Source organism: Roseateles sp. FW301-B2 (genome assembly GCF_058788955.1).
On the sequence record NZ_JBYTBE010000034.1, the window covers coordinates 1 to 22721 of the forward strand.

Annotated in this window: 22 protein-coding genes; 16 read left to right on the forward strand and 6 right to left on the reverse strand. The window is 69.1% G+C overall.

Annotated features, from left to right (window positions below):
- Positions 1 to 17: 17 nt before the first annotated feature.
- From dusB to AC3WQY_RS19765, 16 genes are all read left to right on the forward strand, one after another.
- Positions 18 to 1076: a tRNA dihydrouridine synthase DusB gene (dusB, locus tag AC3WQY_RS19690; protein WP_492710284.1), complete on the forward strand. Its 1059-nt coding sequence runs from the start codon at positions 18 to 20 to the stop codon at positions 1074 to 1076.
- The gene (locus AC3WQY_RS19695; protein WP_285233458.1) at positions 1073 to 1306 is read left to right on the forward strand and encodes a Fis family transcriptional regulator; all 234 of its coding nucleotides are present in this window, start codon (positions 1073 to 1075) and stop codon (positions 1304 to 1306) included. Before dusB ends, AC3WQY_RS19695 begins: the two co-directional genes overlap by 4 nt.
- A gap of 46 nt (positions 1307 to 1352) precedes the next feature.
- Complete coding sequence (gene purH / locus AC3WQY_RS19700) at positions 1353 to 2933, forward strand: bifunctional phosphoribosylaminoimidazolecarboxamide formyltransferase/IMP cyclohydrolase (RefSeq protein ID WP_492710247.1); 1581 nt, start codon at positions 1353 to 1355, stop codon at positions 2931 to 2933.
- 109 nt (positions 2934 to 3042) lie between these two features.
- Positions 3043 to 4452 carry a coniferyl aldehyde dehydrogenase gene (locus AC3WQY_RS19705; RefSeq protein WP_492710248.1) on the forward strand — a complete coding sequence of 470 codons (1410 nt, stop codon included), beginning with the start codon at positions 3043 to 3045 and terminating at the stop codon, positions 4450 to 4452.
- Positions 4453 to 4462: 10 nt separating this feature from the next.
- The gene (locus AC3WQY_RS19710) at positions 4463 to 4975 is read left to right on the forward strand and encodes a hypothetical protein (RefSeq protein WP_492710250.1); all 513 of its coding nucleotides are present in this window, start codon (positions 4463 to 4465) and stop codon (positions 4973 to 4975) included.
- On the forward strand, positions 4975 to 6630 hold the full coding sequence (locus AC3WQY_RS19715) for a GMC family oxidoreductase N-terminal domain-containing protein (RefSeq protein ID WP_492710251.1): 1656 nt from the start codon (positions 4975 to 4977) through the stop codon (positions 6628 to 6630). The genes AC3WQY_RS19710 and AC3WQY_RS19715 overlap by 1 nt, the downstream gene beginning before the upstream one ends.
- Positions 6631 to 6704: 74 nt before the next feature.
- Positions 6705 to 7844: a GGDEF domain-containing protein gene (locus AC3WQY_RS19720; protein WP_492710253.1), complete on the forward strand. Its 1140-nt coding sequence runs from the start codon at positions 6705 to 6707 to the stop codon at positions 7842 to 7844.
- A 9-nt stretch (positions 7845 to 7853) separates the two neighbouring features.
- Complete coding sequence (locus tag AC3WQY_RS19725; RefSeq protein WP_492710254.1) at positions 7854 to 8483, forward strand: lysophospholipid acyltransferase family protein; 630 nt, start codon at positions 7854 to 7856, stop codon at positions 8481 to 8483.
- Positions 8480 to 9478 (forward strand): phosphatidate cytidylyltransferase, encoded by a 999-nt coding sequence (locus tag AC3WQY_RS19730; RefSeq protein ID WP_492710255.1) that lies wholly within the window; start codon positions 8480 to 8482, stop codon positions 9476 to 9478. The genes AC3WQY_RS19725 and AC3WQY_RS19730 overlap by 4 nt, the downstream gene beginning before the upstream one ends.
- The gene (gene ruvC, locus AC3WQY_RS19735) at positions 9475 to 10023 is read left to right on the forward strand and encodes a crossover junction endodeoxyribonuclease RuvC (protein ID WP_285233466.1); all 549 of its coding nucleotides are present in this window, start codon (positions 9475 to 9477) and stop codon (positions 10021 to 10023) included. Before AC3WQY_RS19730 ends, ruvC begins: the two co-directional genes overlap by 4 nt.
- Positions 10024 to 10035: 12 nt before the next feature.
- Positions 10036 to 10650: a LysE family transporter gene (locus AC3WQY_RS19740; RefSeq protein ID WP_285233467.1), complete on the forward strand. Its 615-nt coding sequence runs from the start codon at positions 10036 to 10038 to the stop codon at positions 10648 to 10650.
- A 72-nt stretch (positions 10651 to 10722) separates the two neighbouring features.
- Positions 10723 to 11103 carry a COG4315 family predicted lipoprotein gene (locus tag AC3WQY_RS19745; protein WP_492710256.1) on the forward strand — a complete coding sequence of 127 codons (381 nt, stop codon included), beginning with the start codon at positions 10723 to 10725 and terminating at the stop codon, positions 11101 to 11103.
- A gap of 12 nt (positions 11104 to 11115) precedes the next feature.
- The gene (locus AC3WQY_RS19750; protein WP_492710257.1) at positions 11116 to 11646 is read left to right on the forward strand and encodes an RNA polymerase sigma factor; all 531 of its coding nucleotides are present in this window, start codon (positions 11116 to 11118) and stop codon (positions 11644 to 11646) included.
- A 16-nt stretch (positions 11647 to 11662) separates the two neighbouring features.
- Positions 11663 to 12523, forward strand: coding sequence for an anti-sigma factor family protein (locus tag AC3WQY_RS19755; protein ID WP_492710259.1), 861 nt, complete (start codon positions 11663 to 11665; stop codon positions 12521 to 12523).
- Between the two features lie 86 nt (positions 12524 to 12609).
- Positions 12610 to 14370, forward strand: a complete 1761-nt coding sequence (locus AC3WQY_RS19760) for an ABC transporter ATP-binding protein (protein ID WP_492710261.1) — start codon at positions 12610 to 12612, stop codon at positions 14368 to 14370.
- Positions 14360 to 16126: an ABC transporter ATP-binding protein gene (locus tag AC3WQY_RS19765; RefSeq protein ID WP_492710263.1), complete on the forward strand. Its 1767-nt coding sequence runs from the start codon at positions 14360 to 14362 to the stop codon at positions 16124 to 16126. Before AC3WQY_RS19760 ends, AC3WQY_RS19765 begins: the two co-directional genes overlap by 11 nt.
- Here AC3WQY_RS19765 and AC3WQY_RS19770 read toward each other — a convergent pair.
- The 6 genes from AC3WQY_RS19770 to AC3WQY_RS19795 form a co-directional block, all read right to left on the reverse strand.
- Positions 16109 to 16291 carry a hypothetical protein gene (locus AC3WQY_RS19770; RefSeq protein WP_285233473.1) on the reverse strand — a complete coding sequence of 61 codons (183 nt, stop codon included), beginning with the start codon at positions 16289 to 16291 and terminating at the stop codon, positions 16109 to 16111. The genes AC3WQY_RS19765 and AC3WQY_RS19770 overlap by 18 nt on opposite strands.
- 3 nt (positions 16292 to 16294) lie before the next feature.
- Positions 16295 to 17230: a UDP-3-O-acyl-N-acetylglucosamine deacetylase gene (lpxC, locus tag AC3WQY_RS19775; RefSeq protein WP_492710264.1), complete on the reverse strand. Its 936-nt coding sequence runs from the start codon at positions 17228 to 17230 to the stop codon at positions 16295 to 16297.
- Positions 17231 to 17261: 31 nt separating this feature from the next.
- Entirely contained in the window at positions 17262 to 19232 is a 1971-nt protein-coding gene (locus AC3WQY_RS19780; RefSeq protein ID WP_285233475.1) for a sensor histidine kinase, read from the reverse strand.
- Positions 19233 to 19254: 22 nt separating this feature from the next.
- Positions 19255 to 20502 carry a cell division protein FtsZ gene (gene ftsZ, locus AC3WQY_RS19785; RefSeq protein ID WP_285233476.1) on the reverse strand — a complete coding sequence of 416 codons (1248 nt, stop codon included), beginning with the start codon at positions 20500 to 20502 and terminating at the stop codon, positions 19255 to 19257.
- Positions 20503 to 20641: 139 nt separating this feature from the next.
- Positions 20642 to 21871, reverse strand: a complete 1230-nt coding sequence (gene ftsA / locus AC3WQY_RS19790) for a cell division protein FtsA (RefSeq protein ID WP_285233477.1) — start codon at positions 21869 to 21871, stop codon at positions 20642 to 20644.
- A 9-nt stretch (positions 21872 to 21880) separates the two neighbouring features.
- Positions 21881 to 22714: a cell division protein FtsQ/DivIB gene (locus AC3WQY_RS19795; protein WP_492710266.1), complete on the reverse strand. Its 834-nt coding sequence runs from the start codon at positions 22712 to 22714 to the stop codon at positions 21881 to 21883.
- Positions 22715 to 22721 lie beyond the last annotated feature (7 nt).

Here is a 22721-nt window from a genome sequence, read left to right on the forward strand (position 1 = left end):
CCCCCATGTCCTCCCCCCTGCGCATCGGCCCCTACGCGTTGCCGAACCGGCTCTTCGTCGCCCCCATGGCGGGTGTGACCGATCGGCCGTTTCGCCAGCTGTGCCGCCGCATGGGCGCGGGCTACGCGGTGAGCGAGATGGTGACCTCGCGCAAGGACTTGTGGAACAGCCTGAAGACCTCGCGCCGCGCCAACCATGAGGGCGAGGCGGCGCCGATCGCGGTGCAGATCGCCGGCACCGATGCCGCCATGATGGCCGAGGCCGCGGCCTACAACATCGACCGCGGCGCCCAGATCATCGACATCAATATGGGCTGCCCGGCCAAGAAGGTGTGCAACAAATGGGCCGGCTCGGCCCTGATGCAGAACGAGCCGCTGGCGCTGGAAATCATCGAGGCGGTGGTGCGTGCCGCCCAGCCGCATGGCGTGCCGGTGACGCTGAAGATGCGCACCGGCTGGTGCGAGACCGAGAAGAACGCGCTGCTGCTGGCGCGCGCCGCCGAGGCCGCCGGCGTGGCCATGGTGACGGTGCATGGCCGCACCCGCGAGCAGGGCTACAAGGGCTTTGCCGAATACGAAACGGTGGCGGCGGTGAAGGCCGCGCTGGCGATCCCGGTGGTGGCCAACGGCGACATCGACTCGCCCGCCAAGGCCGCCCAGGTGCTGGCCCATACCGGCGCAGACGCCATCATGGTGGGCCGCGCCGCCCAGGGCCGGCCCTGGATCTTTGCCGAGATCGCCCATTACCTGGCCACCGGCGCGGAGCTGGCGGCGCCGCGCGTGCAGGACGCCCAGGCCTGGCTGCTCGAGCACCTGCACGACCATTACAGCCTCTATGGCGAGCTGACCGGCATGCGCACCGCGCGCAAGCACATTGGCTGGGCCCTGCGCGGCCTGCCCGGCGGCGAGGCCTTCCGCCAGCACATGAACACGCTGCAGAGCTGCGAGGCACAGATCGCGGCCATGCGCGACTGGTTCGGCGCCCTCGCCGAGCAGCACGAACGCCTGCCGTATCTGCCCGCGCATGCCTTGACGGCTGACGCGGCCAACGACGAATACTCAGAAGAACAAGCATGACGCCCAAACCGATTGAAACCTGCGTGCGCGAGAACCTGGAAGCCTATTTCCGCGACCTGGACGGCGAAGAGCCGCATTCCATGCACGAGATGCTGATCAAGCTGGTGGAGAAGCCCTTGCTGGAGGTGGTGATGCAGCACGCCGACGGCAACCAGAGCAAGGCCGCCGAATGGCTGGGCATCAACCGCAACACCTTGCGCCGCAAGCTCAGCGACCACCAGATGCTGTAAGCCAGCCCTGCGGCAACGAACCGAATCACAACCTAGCGAGCCCACCATGTCTCAACTGACCGCCCTGATCTCCGTCTCCGACAAGACCGGCATCCTCGAATTCGCCCGGGAGCTGCACGCCCTGAACGTGCGCCTGCTCTCCACCGGCGGCACCGCCAAGCTGCTGGCCGATGCCGGCCTGCCGGTCACCGAGGTGGCCGAGCACACCGGCTTCCCCGAGATGCTGGACGGCCGCGTCAAGACCCTGCACCCCAAGATCCACGGCGGCCTGCTGGCGCGCCGCGATCTGCCCGAGCACATGGCCGCGGCGGCCCTGCACGGTATCGCCATGATCGACATCCTGGCGGTCAATCTCTACCCCTTCGAGGCCACCGTGGCCAAGCCCGGCTGCACGCTGGAAGACGCGATCGAGAACATCGACATCGGCGGCCCGGCGATGGTGCGCAGCGCCGCCAAGAACTGGAAGGACGTCACCGTGCTGACCGACGCCGGCCAGTACACGGGCGTGCTGGCCGAGCTGAAGAGCGCGGGCAAGACCAGCGACAAGACCCGCTTCGCCTGCAGCGTGGCCGCCTTCAACCGCATCGCCCAGTACGACGCCGCCATCAGCAACTACCTGAGCGCGCGCCAGGACGACGGCAGCCTGTCGGAGTATCCCGGCCAGATGAACAGCTGCTTCGTCAAGGTGCAGGACCTGCGCTATGGCGAGAACTCGCACCAGAGCGCCGCGCTCTACCGCGACCTCTTCCCCGCCCCCGGCTCGCTCGTTTCGGCCAAGCAGCTGCAGGGCAAGGAGCTGAGCTACAACAACATCGCCGATGCCGACGCCGCCTGGGAATGCGTGAAGGCCTTCGAGGCCCCAGCCTGCGTCATCATCAAGCATGCCAACCCCTGCGGCGTGGCGGTGGGCGCGGATGCGGCCGAGGCCTACGGCAAGGCCTTCAAGACCGACCCCACCAGCGCCTTCGGCGGCATCATCGCCTTCAACCGCCCGGTGGACGGCGCGGCCGCGCAGCTGGTCTCCAAGCAGTTCGTCGAGGTGCTGATGGCCCCCGCCTTCACCGAGGAAGCGCGCGCCATCTTCGCCGGCAAGGTGAACGTGCGCCTGCTCGAGATCGCCCTGCCCCCGGGCGGCGACACCCCCTGGCTGCAGGGCCGCAACGCGATGGACAGCAAGCGCGTGGGCTCGGGCATCCTCTTGCAGACCGCCGACAACCATTTCCTCAAGGCCGCCGACCTGAAGGTGGTGACCACCAAGCAGCCGACCGCGCAGGAGCTGCAGGACCTGCTGTTCGCCTGGACCGTGGCCCAGTACGTGAAGAGCAATGCGATCGTGTTCTGCGCCGGTGGCATGACGCTGGGCGTGGGCGCCGGCCAGATGAGCCGCATCGACTCGGCCCGCATCGCCAGCATCAAGGCCGAGAACGCCGGCCTCACGCTGAAGGGCTCGGCCGTCGCCAGCGACGCCTTCTTCCCCTTCCGTGACGGCCTGGACGTGGTGGTCGACGCCGGCGCCACCAGCGTGATCCAGCCGGGTGGCTCGATGCGCGACGACGAGGTGATCGCCGCCGCCAACGAACGCGGCATCGCGATGGTGTTCTCGGGGGTGCGCCACTTCCGGCATTAAACGCGGTGTCGCCTGGGCGTCTAGACGCCCCCCTCTATCTCAGGGACTACACGCTGGTTACATCTCTCTTCTGCGGTTAGCCTCGGGCGAACCCCAAGGAGACGACGAGATGGACCAGTCCCTGCAAGAACGCCTGCACCTGGCTCTGGAGCAGCAGCGCGCGGCCTTCCGCGCCGAGATGATGCCCAGCCTGGCGGTGCGCAAGGACCGCCTGCAGCGCGTCCGGGCCATGACGGCCAAGTATGAGGAAGAGCTGGCGGCAGCGATCTCGCAGGATTTCGGCAACCGGGCGCGCCAGGAGACCCTGCTGGCCGATGTCTTCACCGTCGAGTCCGGCGCCAAGCACGCGCTGCGCCATCTGCGCCGCTGGATGAAGCCCAAGCGCGTGCCCACCGCGCTGCACTTCCTGCCGGCCAGCAACCGCCTGTTGCCGCAACCGCTGGGCGTGGTGGGCGTGCTCTCGCCCTGGAACTACCCCTATTACCTGGCCATGGCCCCGGCCATGGCGGCGCTGGCCGCGGGCAACCGCGTGATGATCAAGCCCTCGGAGCTGACGCCCGCCACCTCGGCCCTGATGGCCAGGATGGTGGCCGAGTTCTTCAAGCCCGAGGAAATGCAGGTCATCACCGGCGATGCCGAGGTCGGCCGCGCCTTCAGCCACCTGCCCTTCGACCACCTGTTCTTCACCGGCTCCACCGCGGTGGGCCGGCTGGTGGCGCAGGCCGCCGCGCAACACCTGACCCCGGTGACGCTGGAGCTGGGCGGCAAGTCGCCCGCCCTGGTCGACCCCTCCTGCGACCTCAAGCTGACGGCCCAGCGCCTGGCCTTCGGCATGCTGCTCAACGCCGGCCAGACCTGCGTGGCCCCCGACTACGCCCTGGTGCCCAGGGCCCTGGTCCAGCCCCTGGTGGCCGAGCTGACGGCCGCGGTGCGCCGCCTCTATCCGACCCTGGATGCAAACCCCGACTACACCAGCATCGCCACCGAGCGCCACCATGCGCGCCTGCTGGCCCTGCTGGCCGATGCCAAGGCGCGCGGCGCACAGCTGATCACCACGCACGAGGAGCAGGTCAGCGGCCGCAAGCTGGTGCCGCACATCCTGCTGGGCGTGACGCCCGAGATGACGGTGATGCAGGACGAGATCTTCGGCCCGCTGCTGCCGATCGTGCCCTACGACTCGCTGGACGAGGCGCTCGCCTTCATCAACCGCATGGACCGCCCGCTGGCGCTCTACTGGTTCGGCCGCGACGCCGCGGTGCAGCAGCGCGTGCTGGAGCAGACCCATGCCGGCGGCGTCACCATCAACGACTGCATCTGGCACCTGGGCCAGGAAGACCAGCCCTTCGGCGGCGTCGGTGCCAGCGGCATCGGCTCCTACCATGGCGACTGGGGCTTCCGCACCTTCAGCAAGGAAAAGCCCGTCTTCATCCAGTCGGCCTTTGCCGGCACCAAGCTGTTCTATCCTCCCTACGGCAAGACCTTCGAACGCCTGCTGGGCCTGTTGAAAAAGATTGTCTGATGATGACGCCATGAAAAGACGCAGCCTTCTCAAGCTGGGCATCGCCTCCGGCGTGGTGCTGGCGGTGGCCGGCGGCAGCCTGGCCCTGCTCAAACCTGGCCTGCTCGCCGACGGCAAGCTCAGCCCGGCCGCGCGCCAGCTGATGCGCGCCGTGGCGCTGGCGGTGTTCGACGGCCTGCTGCCCGCCGAGGCGGCGGCGCGCGAGGCGCGGCTCGCCGCGCACCTCGACCAGCTGGACGCCAATATCGCCGGCTTCCCCCCGCATCTGCGCGGCGAGCTTTCGCAGCTGCTGTCCCTGCTCACCAGCAGCGGCGGGCGGTTCACACTGACCGGCCTCACCAGCGACTGGGCCGCGGCCTCGGTGGCCGATGTGCAGGCCAGCCTGCAGGCCATGAGCCTGTCCAGCCTGGGGCTCAAGCAGCAGATCTATCACGCCCTGCGCGACCTCAGCAGCCTGGTGTTCTTCAGCAACGCGGCCAGCTGGCAGCTGGTGGGCTACCCTGGACCGAGAGAGATTCCCTGATGAGCAGCATTGTTGACCCGATCAAAGAAGGCCTGGCACGCGGCTGGAAGGTGCTGGGGGGCAAGCATGGCCCCCTGCCCACCTCGCTGGACTGCGATGTGGTGATCGTCGGCAGCGGCGCCGGCGCCGGCATCACCGCCGAGTTGCTGGCCAAGGCCGGGCTGAAGATTGCCATCGTCGAGGAGGGCCCGCTCAAGTCCAGCAGCGATTTCCGCCAGCTCGAGGCCGACGCCTATGCCCAGCTCTACCAGGAGGGCGGCGGCCGCAAGACCGCCGACCAGGCCATGCCGGTGCTGCAGGGGCGCTGCGTGGGCGGCTCCACCACGGTGAACTGGGCCGGCGCCTTCCGCACCCCCGAGGAGACGCTGAACTACTGGGTCGACATCTATGGCCTGAAGGAATGCGGTGCCGAGGCCATGAAGCCATGGTTCGAGCAGGTCGAGGCGCGCCTGAACATCAGCGAATGGCTCACCGATCCGAATGCCAACAACAGCGTGCTGCGCCGCGGCGCGCTGAAGCTGGGCATCAAGGCGCCCACCATCCATCGCAACGTCAAGGGCTGCTGGAACCTGGGCTCCTGCGGCCTGGGCTGCCCCACCAATGCCAAGCAGTCGATGCTGGTGACCACCATCCCGACGGCGCTGGACCTGGGCGCCACGCTGATGGTGCAGACGCGCGCCGACAAGCTCGAGCTCAAGGGCAACCAGATCAGCGGCCTGCTGTGCCAGCCCGTGCATGCCGATGGCAGCCACGCCGGCCCCGCCTTCCGCATCACCGCCAAGCACTATGTGGTGGCGGGCGGCGCCATCAACTCGCCCGCGCTGATGATGCGCTCGGGCCTGCCCAACCCCAACGACCTGCTGGGCCGGCGCACCTTTTTGCATCCCACCGTGGCCAGCAGCGCCGTCATGCCCGAGCCGGTGCAGGGCTGGGCCGGCGCGCCGCTGGCGGTGTTCTCCGACCATTTCCTGCGCACCCAGCCGATCGACGGCGCGATCGGCTACAAGCTCGAGACCGCACCGGTGCACCCGGGCTTTGCGATGACCAATCTGGGCGGCATGGGCCGGACCCTGGTGGACAAGGCCAAGACCTTCCCGCACACCAGCATCCTGATCGGCCTGCTGCGCGACGGCTTCCACCCCGAGGCCGGCGGCGGCGTGGTCGAACTCAATAGCGACGGCAGCCCGGTGCTGGACTATCCGATCAACGGCTACCTGCTGGATGGCGCGCGCCGCGCCCACCTCAGCATGGTGGAGATCCAGTTCGCCGCCGGTGCCAAAAGCGTGCGCCCGGCGCATGAGCAGGCGCAGGACTACCAGAGCTGGCACCAGGCCCGGGAGGCCATCCTGGCCCTGCCCTACGAGCCCTACATCACCACCATCGGCAGCGCCCATGTGATGGGCGGTTGCGCGATGGCGGCCACGCCGGCCCAGGGCGTGGTGCAGCCCGACGGCCAGCATTGGCAGGTCGCCAATCTCTCGGTGCACGACGGCTCGGTGTTCCCCACCAGCATCGGCGCCAATCCACAGCTGACCGTCTACGCCCAGGCGGCGCGCATGGCCACCGGCCTGGCCAAGCGCCTGACCGAGCGGGACGTGCGGCTGGGCAGCCCGGCGGTGCCGGCGTCGGCGGCGTCGGCCGCGTCGGCGGCCTAACTGGCCAGTCAAGCGGCCCGGCGCCGCTTGGCCATCCGCCAGCGCCCGCCCGCGCCTGCCATACTCCGCCGGCCATGAGTTTTCTCGCCAGCCTGCAACTCGCCCTGTATGCCCTGATGTGGGCGTTGGCCAGTGCCACCCACCGCGACGAGCGCCCCGCGCTGCTGCATTGGCTGGGCTTCTCCCTGACAGCAGCAGGGCAGGCCGCGCTGGTGGCGTGGCGGCCCGATGGACCGGCCTGGCTGACCCACACGGGTTCGAGCCTGGCCACCATCCTGAGCCTGGCGCTGGCCGGGCGCGGCGTGCTGGTGTTCCTGCGCCAGCCGCCGCGCGACGGCTTCTGGCTGGGCATGCTCGCGGTCGCGCTGCCGGCCCTGGTGTGGATCGGCCCGGGCGACACGCCCACGCGGGTGGCCGCCATGTCCGGCTTCAATGCGGGGCTGCTGATGGTCGCCTTCTGGCTTGCCCGCCCCGCCTTTGTGCAGGAATTCGGCCTCCGCATCGCGCTGTGCGCCACCCTGCCCGCCGCGGCGCTGCTGGGCATGAATGTCTTCTTCGTGGTGCAGGGCCTGCGCCGCGTGCCCGTGGACATCGTCGGCGCCAACGCCATCTCCACCAGCACCTGGGTGCTCACCCTGGTCAGCGCGGCGGCCTTCAACTTCCTGTTCTTCTTCCTGGTGACGATCCGTCTGCTACAAAGCCTGCGCCGGCAGGCCGGCCTGGACGCGCTCACCGGCCTGCCCAACCGGCGCGCCATGCAGGAGCGCCTGCAGCTGGAGTGGGAGCGCGCGCGGCGCTATCAAACCGCCTTCGTGGCCATCGCCACCGACATCGACCATTTCAAGCGCATCAACGACCGCTACGGCCACGGCATGGGCGACCAGGCCCTGCGCGCCGTGGCCAAGACATTGCAGGACCATGTGCGCGAGACCGACCACCTCAGCCGCTTCGGCGGCGAGGAGTTCCTGGTGCTGATGCCCCAGGCCAGCGCCGCGACCGATGGCCTGCGACTGGCCGAGCGCCTGCGCAGCGCGGTGGCGGCGATGCGGCTCAGCGGCCCCGATGGCAGCGTGATCGCGCTGAGCGCCAGCTTCGGGGTGAGCGAATACCTGGTCGAGGACGCCGATAGCGACCAGCTGCTGCGCCGCGCCGACCAGGCGCTCTACCGCGCCAAGCACCAGGGGCGCAACCGCGTGGAGCTGCAGGCCTCCTAGAATCCCCCCATGTCTCTTGCCGCCTCCACCGGCCTGTTCCTGGCCGCGCTGGCACGCCTCATCACCGGCGCCCAGGGCCATTGGAAGGGCTGCCCGCCGATGGCGGAGCAGCGCATCTACTTCGCCAACCACCAGAGCCATTTCGACTGGGTGCTGATCTGGGCGGCGCTGCCGCGCGAGTTGCGCGCGCAGACGCGCCCGATCGCGGCGCGCGACTACTGGACCGGCTCGCCGCTGAAGACCTGGCTGACCTCGGATGTCTTCAACGCCATCTATGTGAGCCGCACCCGCAGCACCCCCGACGAGGACCCGCTCGAACCGCTGGTGGACGCGCTCGCCAAGGGCGACTCGCTGGTGATCTTTCCGGAGGGCACGCGCTCCAACCGCGGCGAGCCGCAGGCCTTCAAGGCCGGCCTCTACCACCTCGCCGAGCAGTTCCCGCAGGCCAAGCTGATCCCGACCTGGATCGACAATGTGCAGCGCGTCATGCCCAAGGGCGAGGTCGTGCCGGTGCCGATCCTGTGCACCGTCACCTTCGGCGCGCCGCTGCAGCTGCAGCCCGAGGAAGACAAGCGCGCCTTCCTGGAGCGCGCGCGCGCCGCGGTGATGGCGCTGAAACCGGGCGGGTGGCGCGAATGAACGCCCTGCGTTGGCTCAAATCGCTCAACAGCGCCGAGCAGGTGGCCTTCCTGTTCGTGCTGCTGTTCGGCGCGCTGCTGCTGGCCAGCATCGTCGGCTTCGTCTATTCGCTGAAGCGCCGCAACGACGGTGTGGACGATGAGACCGATCTGGAAGGCTGGCAGCGCTTCCGCCACGAGCTCAACATCGTCTGGGTCGGCGCCTGCCTGTTCTGGGCCGCCTGGGTCTCGGGCCCGGTGGGCGCCACGCTGCTGTTCGGGGTCTTCTCCTTCCTCGCGCTGCGCGAATTCATCACCCTGATGCACACGCGCCGCGGCGACCACCGCAGCCTGATCCTGGCCTTCTTCGTGATCCTGCCGCTGCAATACGTGCTGGTGGGCACGCGCCACTTCGATGTGTTCTCGGTGCTGATCCCGGTCTATAGCTTCCTGGCCATCCCGGTGGTGAGCGCGATGGCCGACGACCCGGCGCGCTTCCTGGAGCGCAATGCCAAGATCCAGTGGGGCATCATGGTGTGCGTCTACGGGCTCTCGCATGCACCCGCCCTGCTGCTGCTGGAGTTCCCCGGCTACCAGGGGCGCGGCGCCTTCTTGCTGTTCTTCCTGGTGATGGTCGTGAGCTGTGGCCAGATGGCCCAGTACCTGGCAGCCAGCCAGCTGCGCCGCCGGCCGCTGGCGCGCCGCATCAGCCGCAGTTTCTCGATGCGGGCCTGGTGGTTCGGCGTGCTGATCGCCTCCTTCGTCGGCGCCCTGCTCTACTGGATCACACCCTTCAAGGTCGGCCAGGCGGTGGTGATGGCCTTCATCGCCGCCGGCGCCGGCAGCTTCGGCGCGCTGGTGATGAAGGCGCTCAAGCGCGATGCCGGCGTGCATTACTGGGGCAACCGCAGCTCCATCACCGGCGCGGTGGGCCTGCTCGACCGCATCGCGGTGATGTGCTTCGCCGCGCCGGTGTTCTTCCACTCCGTGCGTTGGTACTTCAAGCTCCCCCTATGAGAATCCTCGGTATCGACCCCGGGCTGCAAACCACCGGCTTTGGCGTGATCGACGCCGATGGCCCGCGCCTGAGCTATGTGGCCAGCGGCACCATCAAGACCAGCGCGGTCGCCACCGGCGACCTGCCGGCGCGGCTGAAGATCATCTTCGACGGCATCCGCGAGGTCACGGCGCGCTACGAGCCGCAATGCGCGGCGGTGGAGATCGTGTTCGTGAACGTGAACCCGCAATCCACCCTGCTGCTGGGCCAGGCGCGCGGCGCGGCGCTCACTGCCCTGGTGTCCAAGGACCTGCCGGTGTCGGAATACACCGCGCTGCAGATGAAGAAGGCCATCGTCGGCCATGGCCATGCCAAGAAGGAGCAGATCCAGGCGATGATCAAGCGCCTGCTGAACCTGCCCGGCGAACCCGGCAAGGACGCCGCCGACGCGCTGGGCCTGGCCATCATGCATGCGCATGCGCGCGTATCCTTCGAGGCCATGAGCAAGAGCACCACCCTGCAACGGCGCCAGCACGCGCAGTTCAAGGGCGGACGCACGTATTGACCAGGAGTACCCATGTTCGGCATCGCAGACTATGGCGCTTTCGTCGCCGCCATCATCATCTTCCTGGCCATCCCGGGCCCGGGCAATCTGGCCCTCATCACCTCCACCGGCAAGGGCGGGGTGCGCGGCGGGCTGGCGGCCACGCTGGGCGTGATCGCGGGCGACCAGGTGCTGATGTGGCTGGCGGTGGCCGGCGTGGCCGCGCTGCTGAGCGCCTATCCCGCCGCCTTTGCCGCGGTGCAATGGCTGGGCGCGGCCTATCTGGGCTGGCTGGGTCTGAAGATGCTGCTGGCCAAGCCGGGCGATGCACCGGTGCTGCAGATCCGGCCCAGCCAGTATTTCCGCCAGTCGCTGCTGATCACCCTGCTGAACCCCAAGGCCATCGTGTTCTACATGGCCTTCTTCCCGCTCTTCGTCGATCCGCTGCGGCACCAGGGCCTGCTCACCTTCGGCGCCATGGCGTTGACGATCGCGGCGCTCACCTTCGCCTACGGCCTGGTGGTGGTGCTGCTGACGCACCGGCTGGGCGAGCGCCTGCGCCAGCGGCCCGCCATCGGCCAGGCGCTGCAGCGCCTGGCGGGCGTGTTCCTGATCGGCTTCGGGCTCAGGCTGGCGCTGTCGCGCTGATTTTTTTCTCGGCGCCATGGAATAAACCGGCCCCGCCAGGTGTTTACTGGGCATCCACCAACGGAGATGCCCATGCATGCACGCCTGTTCCCCCTTGCCTCCCTCGTGCTCGCCGCCAGCCTGGCCGCCTGCGCCACCATGGCCCCAGCGCCCGCCAGCGTGGCGGACGGCGTGCTGGTAGGCCCCAACCAGATGACGCTCTACACCTTCGACCGCGATACCGCGGGCGCCGGCAAGAGCATGTGCATGGGCCCCTGCATCGGCCTCTGGCCGGCCCTCAAGGCCGCCGACGACGCCAAGGCCAGCGGCGACTGGTCCATCATCAGCCGCGACGACGGCGCCAAGCAATGGGCCTACAAGGGCAAGCCCCTGTACTTCTGGAGCAAGGATGCCAAGCCCGGCGATCGCACCGGCGACGGCTTCAACAAGGTCTGGCACCTCGCCACGCCCTGAGTTCCTGGCCCCATGCTGGAAGAGACGCTGCCGCACCTGCCCCGCCTGCGGCGCTATGCGCGCCTGCTGACGGGCGATGCGGCACGCGCCGACGACCTGCTGCAGGACACGCTGGAGCGCGCCGCGCGCAAACAGGCCTTGTGGCGGCCCGAGCTGGGCGCTGCGGGCGCGGCCGACCGGCAGGGTGCGCTGCGCGCCTGGCTGCTGACCCTGATGCACCGCCACTTCCTCACCCAGCTGCGCGACCAGCGCCAGCATCTCTACGAGGAATATGTGGACGAGCACGCACCGGCGCATGACCCGCAGCCGCAGTGGCAGCAGCGCATGGACCTCGAGCGCGCCCTCGCCGCGCTGCCGGCGGCGGCGCGCGAGGTGCTGCTGCTGGTGTGCGTGGAAGAACTCTCCTACGAAGACGCGGCCCGGGTGCTGGAGCTGCCGGTGGGCACGGTGATGTCGCGCCTGTCGCGCGCCCGTGAACGCCTGCGCAAGCTGATGCATGACGAGCAGCCCGCGGCCGGCGCCACCCTGCGCGTGGTGAAGTGAACGACAAGGCCGCGCCATGAATACCATCAAGAACATGGACGAAGCCACCCTGCACGCCTATGTGGACGGGCAGCTGACGCCTTACGAGGCCGCCGAGGTGGCGCAATGGCTGCAGAACCACCCGGATGACGCCCAGCGCGTGCTGTCCTGGCGCAGCCAGCGTGCCGCGCTGCAGGGCCTGCACGCCGAGATGCTGGACGAGCCCCTGCCGCCGGCGCTGCTGCGCCGCCTGCACAAGCCGGCCGCGCCCGCCGCTGCCAATGCCGCGCAGTTCTGGCGCCAGGGTCTGGCGGCGGCCTGCCTGCTGGCCGTAGGTTTGGCCGGCGGCTGGTACGGCCACGCCAGCTGGCCGGGCGGGGCCAGCCCGCCGCAGGCGAGCGGCGCCAGCACGCCCGCCTTCGTGCGCGACGCCGCCATCGCCCATGTGCTCTACCAGCCCGAACGCCGCCACCCGGTCGAGGTGGGCGCCGACCAGCAGGAGCATCTGGTGCAGTGGCTCAGCAAGCGCCTGGGCCAGCCGCTGCGCGTGCCGGACCTGCGCGCCGACGGCTTCGCGCTGATGGGCGGCCGGCTGCTGCCCGCCGGCGAGGCGCAGGGTGGCGGCGGCGATCACAACGCGGCGCGCGCCCAGTTCATGTACGAATCGGCCCAGGGGCAACGCCTGACCCTCTATGTCTCCATCAGCCCGCCTGCTCCGGCCGGCCAGGCCGCCGCGCCCACCGCCTTCCGCTTTGCCGAGCAGGGCCAGGGCGCCGGCCTGACGCGCAGCTTCTACTGGATCGACGGTGCGCTGGGCTATGCGCTGAGCGGGCCCTTCGGGCAGGAACAGCTGGCGCGCCTGGGCAGCCAGGTCTACGCCCAGCTGGGCGCGAGCTGAGCGCCTGGCCAACCGGCCCTGCTGCCATGCCCTGGCAGCAGCAGCGGGCACAATCCGCCTCCTGACTCGCTCAAGCGCCCTCCCGCATGACCCTGATCCAGTTGATCGCCGGCTTTGTGGCCAGGCATCGCCGCGCCTATGCCGCCTCGGCCCTGATGCTGCTGAGCATCGCCCTCATCACCGTGTGGATCCCGCGCCAGGTGGGCCAGGTGGTGGACGGCCTGGTGGCGCACCGGCTGCAGGGCGGCGGCCTGCTGCGCGAGCTGGCCTGGCTGCTGCTGGCGGCGCTGGCGATCTATCTGCTGCGCGTGGGCTGGCGCCTGGCGCTGTTCGCCGCCGCCTACGAGCTCGGCCGCGAGCTGCGCACCCGGCTGTACCGCCAGCTGAGCCTGCAGGGCCCGGGCTTCTTCCAGGCCGAGCGCACCGGCGACCTGATGGCGCTGGCCACCAACGACATCGACGCCGTCGAGATGGCCGCGGGCGAGGCCCTGCTGGCGGCCTTCGACGGCAGCCTCACCCTGCTGCTGGTGGTCGCCATGATGACGCTGGGCGTGGACTGGCGCCTGGGCCTGGCCGCGCTGCTGCCCTTCCCGCTCATGGCGCTGGCCTTCTGGCGCATCTCCGAACATGTGCACCAGGCCTGGAAGGCCTCGCTGGAGCGCTTTTCCGGCCTCAACCAGCATGTGCAGGAGGCGCTCAGCGGGGTGCGCACGCTGCGCGCGCTGGGGCTCACCGCGCGCAGCACCGGGCAGTTCCACGCGCTTGCCGACCATGCCGGCGAGGCCGCCTACCGCGCCCAGCGCTGGGAGGCCGCCTACGAGCCGGCGGTGGGCATGACGCTGGCCAGCGCGGTGGCGATCGCGCTGGGCCTGGGCGGCTGGCTGGTGGCCCGCGGCGAGCTCAGCATCGGCTCGCTGACCTCCTTCACCATGTACCTGGGCCAGCTGATCTGGCCGATGTTCGCGGCCGGCTGGGTGCTCTCGCTGCTGGAGCGCGGGCGGGCCGCCTGGGCGCGCCTGCAGCCGGTGCTGGACGCGCCGCTGAGCCTGCGCGACGAGGGCCGCGCGGCGCTGCCGGCCATGTCAGGCAGCGCCGGCGTGGCCTTCGCGGCTCTCGCCTTCAGCTACCCCGGCAACCCGCGCCCGGCGCTCGACGGGGTGGAGCTCGCGCTCGCGCCCGGGCAGACCCTGGGCCTGGTGGGCCCCACCGGCGCCGGCAAGTCCACCCTGCTGCGCCTGCTGCTGCGCCAGTTCGAGCCCGACCGGGGTCAGGTCTTGCTAGGCGGCCTGCCGGTGCAGCAGATCGCCCTGCCGGCGCTGCGCCAGGCGCTGGCCTGGGTACCGCAGGAGCCCTTCCTGTTCTCCGCCAGCATTGCCGAGAACATCGCGCTGGCCCGCCCCGACGCGAGCCCGGCGCAGATCATCGAGGCCGCTACGCTGGCGGCCGTGCATGCCGACATCGCCGCCCTGCCCCAGGGCTACGACACCCTGGTGGGCGAGCGCGGCGTGACGCTCTCGGGCGGCCAGCGCCAGCGCGTCGCGATCGCGCGCGCCCTGCTCAGCGAGGCCCCCATCCTGCTGCTGGACGACGCGCTCTCGGCGGTGGACACCGGCACCGAGACGCAGATCCTCGGCCATCTGCGAACCCTGCGCGAGCGCCACCCCGAACGCACCGTCATCATCGTCAGCCACCGGCTCAGCGCGGTGATGGAGGCCGAGCAGATCGCCGTGCTGCGCCAGGGCCGCATCACCGAACGCGGCGACCATGCCAGCCTGCTGGCGCAGGGCGGCTGGTACGCCACGCAATGGCGCTACCAGCAACTGGAGGCCAGCATCGATGCACTCTGAAGATCCCTCCCGACAGCCCTCACCCTGGTCCGCCGTGGGCCTGCTGATGCAGGCCGCGCGCCCGGAACGCCGCTCGCTCGCCTGGGGCCTGCTGTGGCTGCTGAGCGCCGCCGGCCTCGAGGCGCTGGGCCCGATGCTCGGCAAGCGCTATATCGACCAGTACCTGCTGCCGCGCCAGTTCGACGTGAGCGCCATGGCCGGCCTGCTGCTGACCCTGATGTTGTGCGGCTGGGCCTCCAGCTGGATCCGCTATGCCCAGCTGGCGCGCATGGCCGGGGTGGCGCGGCGCTCGGTGCTGCGCCTGCGCGAGCAGGTGTTTGCCCATGTGCTGGCGCTGCCGATGGCCTTCTTCGACCGCGCCATCACCGGCCAGCTGGTGAGCCGCGTCACCAACGACACCGAGGCCGTCAACACGCTCTACCGCCAGGTGCTCTATGTGATGCTCGATTCGAGCATCGTGGTGCTGGGCTCGATGGCGGCGATGGCCTGGCTGGACCTGCGCCTGATGCTGATCGTGGCGGCCCTGGTGCCGGCCAGCGTGGCCATCATCTGGCTCTACCAGCGCTGGAGCGCGCCGGCGGTGCAGCGCACCCGCCAGCTGCGCAGCGACATCAATGCCCAGATGGCCGAGAGCATTGCCGGCATGGCGGTGCTGCAGGCGGCCGGCGCGGGCACGCGCTTCGCGCAGCGCTTCGGCCGCATCAACGCGCAGCACCTGGGCTCGCGCGTGGCCGAGCTGCGCGCCAATGCCTGGCTGCTGCGCCCGGCGCTCGACCTGCTCAACGTGATGCTGCTGGTGACGGTGATCTACGGCTTCGGCCTGCGCGAGATGTCGGGCGTCGAGGTGGGCCTTCTGTACGCCTTCCTCAGCTATATCTCGCGCGTGGTGGAGCCGCTGATCCAGATCACCATGCAGTTCGGCCAGCTGCAGCAGTCCATGGTGGCGGCCTCGCGGGTGCGCAGCCTGCTGCAGGAGGGCGTGGCCGACGACGCCAGCCAGGCCGGCCTGAGCGTCACGCGCGGCGCCATCAGCGTGCAGGCCTTGAGCTTCGCCTATGCGCCGGGCCGCCCGGTGCTGCAGGACATCAACCTGGAGATCCGGGCCGGCGAGTTCATCGGCATCGTGGGCCACACCGGCTCGGGCAAGTCGACCCTGCTGTCGTTGCTGCTGCGCTTCTACGCCAGCGCGCCGGGCTGCATACGCATCGACGGCCTGGCGCTGCAGAGCCTGCCCGATGCGGCCTTCCGTGCCGCCGTGGGCCTGGTGCCGCAGGAGCCCTATCTGATGGCGGCCAGCGCGCGCGAGAACATCGCCATGGGGCGCGACATCAGCGAGGCCGCCATCGTCGAGGCCGCCAAGGCCGCACGCATCCACGACTTTCTGTGCACGCTGCCGCAGGGCTATGACACCCTGCTGGGCGAGGGTGGCGCACGCGTCTCCACCGGCCAGAAGCAGCTGATCGCGATGGCGCGCGCGCTGGCGGCGGCGCCGCGCATCCTGTTCCTGGACGAGGCCACCTCCAACATCGACAGCGCCACCGAGGCGCTCATCAGCGAGGCGCTGCTGGCGCTGCGCGGCCGCGTCACCATCGTGGCGATCGCGCACCGCCTCTCCACCATCCGCGAGGCCGACCAGATCGTGGTGCTGAACCATGGCCGCTTGGTGGAACGCGGCCGGCATGCCGAGCTGATGGCGCTGGAGGGCGGGCTCTACCAGCGCCTGGTGCAACTCCAATCGCTAGAGGAGCAGGGCTAATCGCTCCAGCACCAGCACGGCGAAGAAGCCCAGGCCGGCGATTACCGTCCATTTGATGATGAGCACGCCACGGCGGCGCCAGATGTCCTGGCGCGTGCCGATGTACATCGCGAAGCAGAGAATGCTGGCGGCCATCAGCAGGCCGATGAGGAGGCGGAAGATCATTGTTTACCAGGCCGGCGCCAGCTCGGCGAAGCCGCGCGGGGCCGCGGCCTCGTCCTCGAAGGTGACGATGTCGTAGGCGCTCTCGTCCGCCAGCAGGGCGCGCAGCAGCTTGTTGTTGAGCGCATGCCCGCCCTTGAAGGAGGTGTAGGCCGCCAGCAGCGGATAACCGGCCACCTGCATGTCGCCGATGGCGTCGAGGATCTTGTGCTTGACGAACTCGTCGTCGTAGCGCAGGCCGTCGGCATTCAGCACGCGGTAGTCGTCCACCACGATGGCGTTGTCCATCGCGCCGCCCAGGGTGAGGCCGCGCGAGCGCATCAGCTCGATGTCCTTGGTCATGCCGAAGGTGCGGGCGCGCGCGATCTCCTTCTTGTACTGGCCGCTGCCCATGTCGAACACATAGTGCTGGCCGGTGGCGGAGACCGCCGGGTTGTCGAACTCGATCTGGAAGGAGAGCGTGTAGCCATGGTGCGGCTCCAGCCTGGCCCACATCAGGCGCTTGCCCTCGCCCTGGCGCACTTCCACCGCCTTCTTCACACGCAGAAAGCGCTTGGGCGCGCCCTGCAGCTCGATGCCGGCGCTCTGCAGCAGGAACACGAAGCTGGCGGCCGAACCGTCCAGCACCGGCACCTCGTCGGCATTGATGTCGACGTAGAGATTGTCCAGACCCAGGCCGGCGCAGGCCGACAGCAGGTGCTCGATGGTCTGCACCTTGGGCGCGCCGGGGTCGCCGCCGGGGCTGATGGTGGTGGCCATGCGGGTGTCGCAGACGGTGTCGGCGCGCACCGGGATGTCCACCGGCGTGGCCAGATCGACGCGGCGGAACACGATGCCGGTATTGGGCGCGGCGGGCCGCAGCGTGATCTCGACCTTCTGGCCGCTGTGGATGCCCACGCCGACGGCACGGGTCAGCGACTTGAGGGTTCTTTGCTTCAGCATGATGGCCGGGATTCTCCCCGATTCGGGTTTTTCATGCGGATGGCGGGTCATCGAGCGGCTCGCGGGAATCGCGGTTCACCGGCAGGCGCAGCGTCATCACCGTGCCATGGCCGGGGCTGCTTTCCACCCGCAGGCTGCCGCCCAGATGCTTGGCGCGCTTCTGCAGGCCGCGCAGGCCGCGGCCGCGCTGCACCGTCTCGATGTCGAAGCCCTCGCCATCGTCCTCCACGCGGATCTCGATCTTGCTGCCCAGATCGCGCGTGACGATGCGCACGCGCGTGGCGCGCGCATGCTTGAGCGCATTGTTGAGCGCCTCCTGCATCAGGCGCAGCACATGCAGGGCGTCGGGCGGCTCCAGCCAGTCGAGCTGGGGCAGGTCGTGCACATCCCATTCGAGCTTGAGGCCGCCGGCCTGCAGGCGCTTGCCGAGGCGGTAGCGCATGGTGGCCAGCAGCGATACCAGGTCGTGGCCCACCGGCTCCAGCGAATCGATCACCAGGCGCAGATCGTCCACGCATTCGCGCAGCACCTCCACCACCTGGTCCTGCTCCATCGTGCCCTGCCCCACCGCCACCATGGCCGAGAGCAGGGACGAGCCCAGGCCGTCGTGCATATCCTGCATGAGGCGCTGGCGCTCCACCAGCAGGGCCTGCTGGCGCTCGGATTCGCGCAGCCGGTCGTGCTGGCTCTGCAGCGCCGTGCCCTGCGCCACCAGGCGCTGCGCGAGCTGCTCGTTGGCAAACTCGTTCTGGCGCAACGCGCCGACGTAGCGGCACTGCACCGCATAGAGAAAGCTGGCCAGCACGATCAGCGTGGAGAAGGGCATCAGATAGATATGCTCTGCGCCCCACCAACCCGCCAGCATGCCCAGGTCGTGCAGGCCCAGCACCAGGCCGGCCATCAGGCTCAACGAGATCCAGCGCAGCTCCGCGCTGCCCTCGCGCCAGGCCACCCGCACCACGAAGGCCGTGCCCAGCACGCCCACCACCGCGTTCGCCAGGTGCAGCACCACCACGCTGTCATAGAGCCGCCCCATCACCGGCACCGAGAGCAGGCTGCTGGCCAGCACAAAAGCACCCAGGCCCAGCTCGAAGCGCGCAAAGCGTCGATGCGCAAAACGCAGCGCGAACATGAAGATCAGCAGCATCACCCAGGCCATCGAGGCATGGGTGGCCCACCAGAACCAGTCCAGCGCCAGCTTGGTGCTGGGCATGTCCAGCGAGTAGTGCAGATTGCGGAACAGCCAGGCCAGGCAGGCCAGCGCGAACAGCAGGTAGGCGGGCTCGTCGCGGCGCTTGAGCCAGAGGCTGAGGGCAAAAGCGCCCAGCACGACCAGCGTCATGCCGGTGGCCAGCGGCACGCCGATCTGCAGGCCCCAGCGCCAGTTGTAGGCGGGCTCGAGCTCGTCGCGCGGGCCCAGCCTGACGCTGGAGACGGCGAACAGGCTGCCGGTATAGACCGGCGCCGCCACCACCAGCTCAATCGCCTTGCCCTTGTGCAGATCGCTCAGCGCCGCGGGCAGCACCACCCACAGCGGCCGCACCCATTGCTCGCGCGCGCCGTTCTGGTTGTCGAACACCGGGCGCCAGCCCTGGTCGGTGCGCACCAGCACCGCCGCCGCCAGCGTGACCAGGCGCGGCATATAGAGCGCCAGGCTGGTGGGCCAGCGCTCGTGCTCGGGTTCGTAACGCAGCCGGTACCAGCGCATCTGGTAGGCGGGCTGCTCCTCGGTGCCGGCGCGCGGCGTCTCCTGCACATCGGGCAGGCGCACCGGCTTCCAGGCCTTGGGATCGCTGGGCGGTTGCAGATGGGCGGGCAGATCGCCCTGCGCGCCGTCGATGGCGCGCAGGCCGGCCCACCAGGCCTTGAGGTCCTGGCGGGACCAGTCGGAGACGGCCAGTTCGGCTTGACCGGCCTGAGCGGCCTGCTGCGCCTGCGCGGGTGCGGCCAAGCCCAGCAGGCAGAAAGCCAGCAGGCCAATGCAGGCGAGAAAGGACCTCACTGGGCCCTCACCCGGTCATCCATCAATCCGCTTGTTTACGCAGGAAGGCCGGGATCTCGATTTCGTCCATGCCATTGGACGACAGCGCTTCGACCTTGGCCGCGGCGGTGCGGCCATGGCGCCAGACGCTGGGCACGCTCATGCCGCCGAAGTCGTTGCCGTTGCCGCTCATGGCATTGCCCGCGGGCGTCGCCATGCCACCGGGGGCACCATGGCCCATCATCACCGGCTGGGTCAGCACCGGCATATTGTCGGTGCCGGTGCGCAGCGTGGCCTGCTGCTGCACCACTTGCAGCGGCGCCTGCTGGCGGGCGCGTTGCGAGCTCAGGCCAGTGGCGATGACGGTGACGCGCAGTGCGTCGCCCAGGCTTTCGTCGTAGGCGGTGCCGTAGATCACATGGGCATCATCGGCCGCATAGCGGCGGATCGTGTTCATCGCATTGCGCGACTCGCTCAGCTTGAAGTTGGCACGGCTGGCGGCGATCAGCACCAGCACGCCGCGCGCGCCGGAGAGGTCAATGCCTTCCAGCAGCGGGCAGGCCACGGCGGCGTCGGCCGCCTTGTTGGCGCGGTCCGGGCCGGTGGCTTGCGCCGTGCCCATCATGGCCTTGCCGGGCTCGCTCATCACCGTCTTGACGTCTTCGAAGTCGACGTTCACCAGGCCGGGGATGTGGATGATGTCGGAGATGCCGCCGACGGCGTTCTTCAGCACGTCGTTGGCATGCGCGAAGGCCTGGTCCTGCGTGACGTCTTCGCCCAGCACGTCCAGCAGCTTGTCGTTCAGCACCACGATCAGCGAGTCGACATTGGCTTCCAGCTCGGCCAGGCCGTTGTCGGCCGCCTTGGTGCGGCGCGTGCCCTCGAATTCGAAGGGCTTGGTCACCACACCGACGGTGAGGATGCCCATTTCCTTGGCCACGCGGGCGATCACCGGCGCGGCACCGGTGCCGGTGCCACCGCCCATGCCGGCGGTGATGAAGAGCATGTTGGCGCCCTGGATGGCCTCGCGGATGCGGGCCTCGGCCTCCTCGGCCGCCGCCTTGCCCATCTCGGGCTTGGCACCCGCGCCCAGGCCGGTGGAGCCGAGCTGGAGGAGCTGGTCGGCCTTGGAACGATTGAGAGCCTGGGCATCGGTGTTGGCGCAGATGAATTCCACGCCCTGAACGCCTTGGCTGATCATGTGCTCGACGGCATTGCCACCGCCGCCGCCGACACCAATCACCTTGATTTGCGTGCCCTGGTCAAACTCTTCAATCATTTCGATCGCCATAACATACCTCCTTCAGCAATTGTGCATTTGACAACAGTGAAAAACTACAGGGATGACCCTTTTTTTACACTCTTTGCCCCAGAAACTTGGGCATTTGAACCCTCGGCGCCACGGTCACCCGGGCCCGCCACCTGAAACTCTAGAAATTCCCCAGAAACCAATCCCTCGCGCGCCCGAACAGCGTCTTCACCGAGCCCGCCTGCTGCGCCGCTTTCAAACCCCGGGTGCGCGACAAACGCGCCTCTTCCAGCAGCCCCATCACGGTCGCCGAGCGTGGATTCGAAACCATGTCGAAGAGCGCGCCGTTATAGGTCGGGTTGCCGCGGCGCACGGGTTTGAGGAATATGTCCTCGGCCAGTTCCACCATACCCGGCATGACCGAGGCGCCGCCCGTCAGCACAATCCCCGAGGACAGCAGCTCCTCATACCCGGATTCACGTATGACCTGGTGCACCAGCGAGAATATTTCCTCGACTCGGGGTTCAATAACGCCGGCAAGTGCTTGTTTTGAAAGCATGCGCGGGGCGCGGTCGCCCAAACCCGGCACTTCCACCTGATCGGCGGGGTCGGCCAGCAGCTGCTTGGCCACGCCATGCTCGACCTTGATTTCCTCGGCATCCTTGGTGGGCGTGCGCAGCGCCATCGCGATATCGCTGGTGATCAGGTCGCCGGCGATCGGGATCACCGCGGTATGGCGGATCGAGCCGCCGGTGAAGATCGCCACGTCGGTGGTGCCGGCGCCGATATCGACCAGGGCCACGCCCAGATCGCGCTCGTCCGAGGTCAGGCCGGCCAGGCTGGAGGCGCTCGGGTTGAGCACCAGCTGGTCCACTTCCAGGCCGCAGCGGCGCACGCATTTGACGATGTTTTCGGCCGCGCTCTGCGCGCCGGTGACGATATGCACCTTCACTTCCAGGCGCCCGCCCGACATACCGATGGGCTCCTTCACCTCATGGCCGTCGATCACGAATTCCTGCGGTTCCACCAGCAGCAGGCGCTGGTCGTTGGGGATATTGATGGCCTTGGCGGTTTCCACCACGCGCGCCACGTCCACCGGCGTGACCTCCTTGTCGCGCACGATCACCATGCCCGTCGAGTTCTGGCCGCGGATATGGCTGCCGGTAATCCCCGTGAAAACCCTAGATATCTTGCAGTCGGCCATCATTTCGGCCTCTTTCAGGGCCTGCTGGATGGACTGCACGGTGGCGTCGATATTCACCACCACGCCGCGCTTCAAACCATGCGAGGGCGCCACGCCCAGGCCCGCGATGCGCAATTCGCCATTGCCCATGACCTCGGCCACCACCGCCATGATCTTGGCGGTGCCGATATCCAGTCCAACGACCAAATCCTTGTATTCCTTGGCCATGCTCGGTCCTTAGCTTTTCTTATTTCCGCCCTTGGGCGCGGGTGGGTTGGTTGATACTCCGCGCAGCCGCACCGCATAACCGTCGCCATGGCGCAGGTCGGCCGAGAGCAAGGGAGTTTGGTAGCGCGAGGTGATTTGGTTGATGCTGGCGACGAACTGGGCGTAGCGGGCCAGCACCTCGGCATCGCTGCCGCGGCCCAGCTCGATCACCGCGCCCTTGTCCAGATGCACGCGCCAGGAGCCGCGGCCGGACAGGTCGAGGCGCTCGACGCCGTCGTCCAGCCGCTTGCTGAGCTGCTGCAGCTGCCGCCACAGCGCCAGCATATGGGCCGAGCTGTTGGCCGGGCCGGACAGCACCGGCAGCTCCTCGTCCTCGACATCGCCCAGATTGGCCTGGAACAGCTCGCCGAAGCTGTTCACCAGCAGGCGCTCCACGGTCGCCTCGCTGTCGGCGTCGGCGCCCTCGGCCTTGGTTTCCCAGTAGGCCGCGGGCTGGTGCTCCTCCAGCTGCACCCGCAGCCGGCTGGGCCAGATGCGCTGCACGGTGGCGCTGCGCACCCAGGGCACCGCCTCGAAGGCATGGCGGGCGGTCTGCAGATTCATGCTCAGAAAGCTGCCGCTCATGCGCGGCAGGGCGTTGGCACGCAGCGAGGCGGCGCTGTTGCGCGCCACATCGCCCTCCACGGTGATGGCACGGATCGCGAACACCGGCTGGCGCACCAGCCACTGCAGCGCCAGCGCCAGCAGGGCGGCGGCCAGGCCCAGCAGCAACAGCGCCGCCACGCCGTTCATCAGACGGACGTCTGGCGGCGTGGTGACGATGTTGGGGCTCTGGGCGCGCATGGTGAGC

Bases quoted from the DNA above. Each gene is read 5' to 3' on its own strand.
- AC3WQY_RS19695 (WP_285233458.1), top strand. From the start codon at position 1,073: ATGACGCCCAAACCGATTGAAACCTGCGTGCGCGAGAACCTGGAAGCC.
- purH (WP_492710247.1), top strand. From the start codon at position 1,353: ATGTCTCAACTGACCGCCCTGATCTCCGTCTCCGACAAGACCGGCATC.
- AC3WQY_RS19705 (WP_492710248.1), top strand. From the start codon at position 3,043: ATGGACCAGTCCCTGCAAGAACGCCTGCACCTGGCTCTGGAGCAGCAG.
- AC3WQY_RS19710 (WP_492710250.1), top strand. From the start codon at position 4,463: ATGAAAAGACGCAGCCTTCTCAAGCTGGGCATCGCCTCCGGCGTGGTG.
- AC3WQY_RS19715 (WP_492710251.1), top strand. From the start codon at position 4,975: ATGAGCAGCATTGTTGACCCGATCAAAGAAGGCCTGGCACGCGGCTGG.
- AC3WQY_RS19720 (WP_492710253.1), top strand. From the start codon at position 6,705: ATGAGTTTTCTCGCCAGCCTGCAACTCGCCCTGTATGCCCTGATGTGG.
- AC3WQY_RS19725 (WP_492710254.1), top strand. From the start codon at position 7,854: ATGTCTCTTGCCGCCTCCACCGGCCTGTTCCTGGCCGCGCTGGCACGC.
- AC3WQY_RS19730 (WP_492710255.1), top strand. From the start codon at position 8,480: ATGAACGCCCTGCGTTGGCTCAAATCGCTCAACAGCGCCGAGCAGGTG.
- ruvC (WP_285233466.1), top strand. From the start codon at position 9,475: ATGAGAATCCTCGGTATCGACCCCGGGCTGCAAACCACCGGCTTTGGC.
- AC3WQY_RS19740 (WP_285233467.1), top strand. From the start codon at position 10,036: ATGTTCGGCATCGCAGACTATGGCGCTTTCGTCGCCGCCATCATCATC.
- AC3WQY_RS19745 (WP_492710256.1), top strand. From the start codon at position 10,723: ATGCATGCACGCCTGTTCCCCCTTGCCTCCCTCGTGCTCGCCGCCAGC.
- AC3WQY_RS19750 (WP_492710257.1), top strand. From the start codon at position 11,116: ATGCTGGAAGAGACGCTGCCGCACCTGCCCCGCCTGCGGCGCTATGCG.
- AC3WQY_RS19755 (WP_492710259.1), top strand. From the start codon at position 11,663: ATGAATACCATCAAGAACATGGACGAAGCCACCCTGCACGCCTATGTG.
- AC3WQY_RS19760 (WP_492710261.1), top strand. From the start codon at position 12,610: ATGACCCTGATCCAGTTGATCGCCGGCTTTGTGGCCAGGCATCGCCGC.
- AC3WQY_RS19765 (WP_492710263.1), top strand. From the start codon at position 14,360: ATGCACTCTGAAGATCCCTCCCGACAGCCCTCACCCTGGTCCGCCGTG.
- AC3WQY_RS19770 (WP_285233473.1), bottom strand. From the start codon at position 16,291: ATGATCTTCCGCCTCCTCATCGGCCTGCTGATGGCCGCCAGCATTCTC.
- lpxC (WP_492710264.1), bottom strand. From the start codon at position 17,230: ATGCTGAAGCAAAGAACCCTCAAGTCGCTGACCCGTGCCGTCGGCGTG.
- ftsZ (WP_285233476.1), bottom strand. From the start codon at position 20,502: ATGGCGATCGAAATGATTGAAGAGTTTGACCAGGGCACGCAAATCAAG.
- ftsA (WP_285233477.1), bottom strand. From the start codon at position 21,871: ATGGCCAAGGAATACAAGGATTTGGTCGTTGGACTGGATATCGGCACC.
- AC3WQY_RS19795 (WP_492710266.1), bottom strand. From the start codon at position 22,714: ATGCGCGCCCAGAGCCCCAACATCGTCACCACGCCGCCAGACGTCCGT.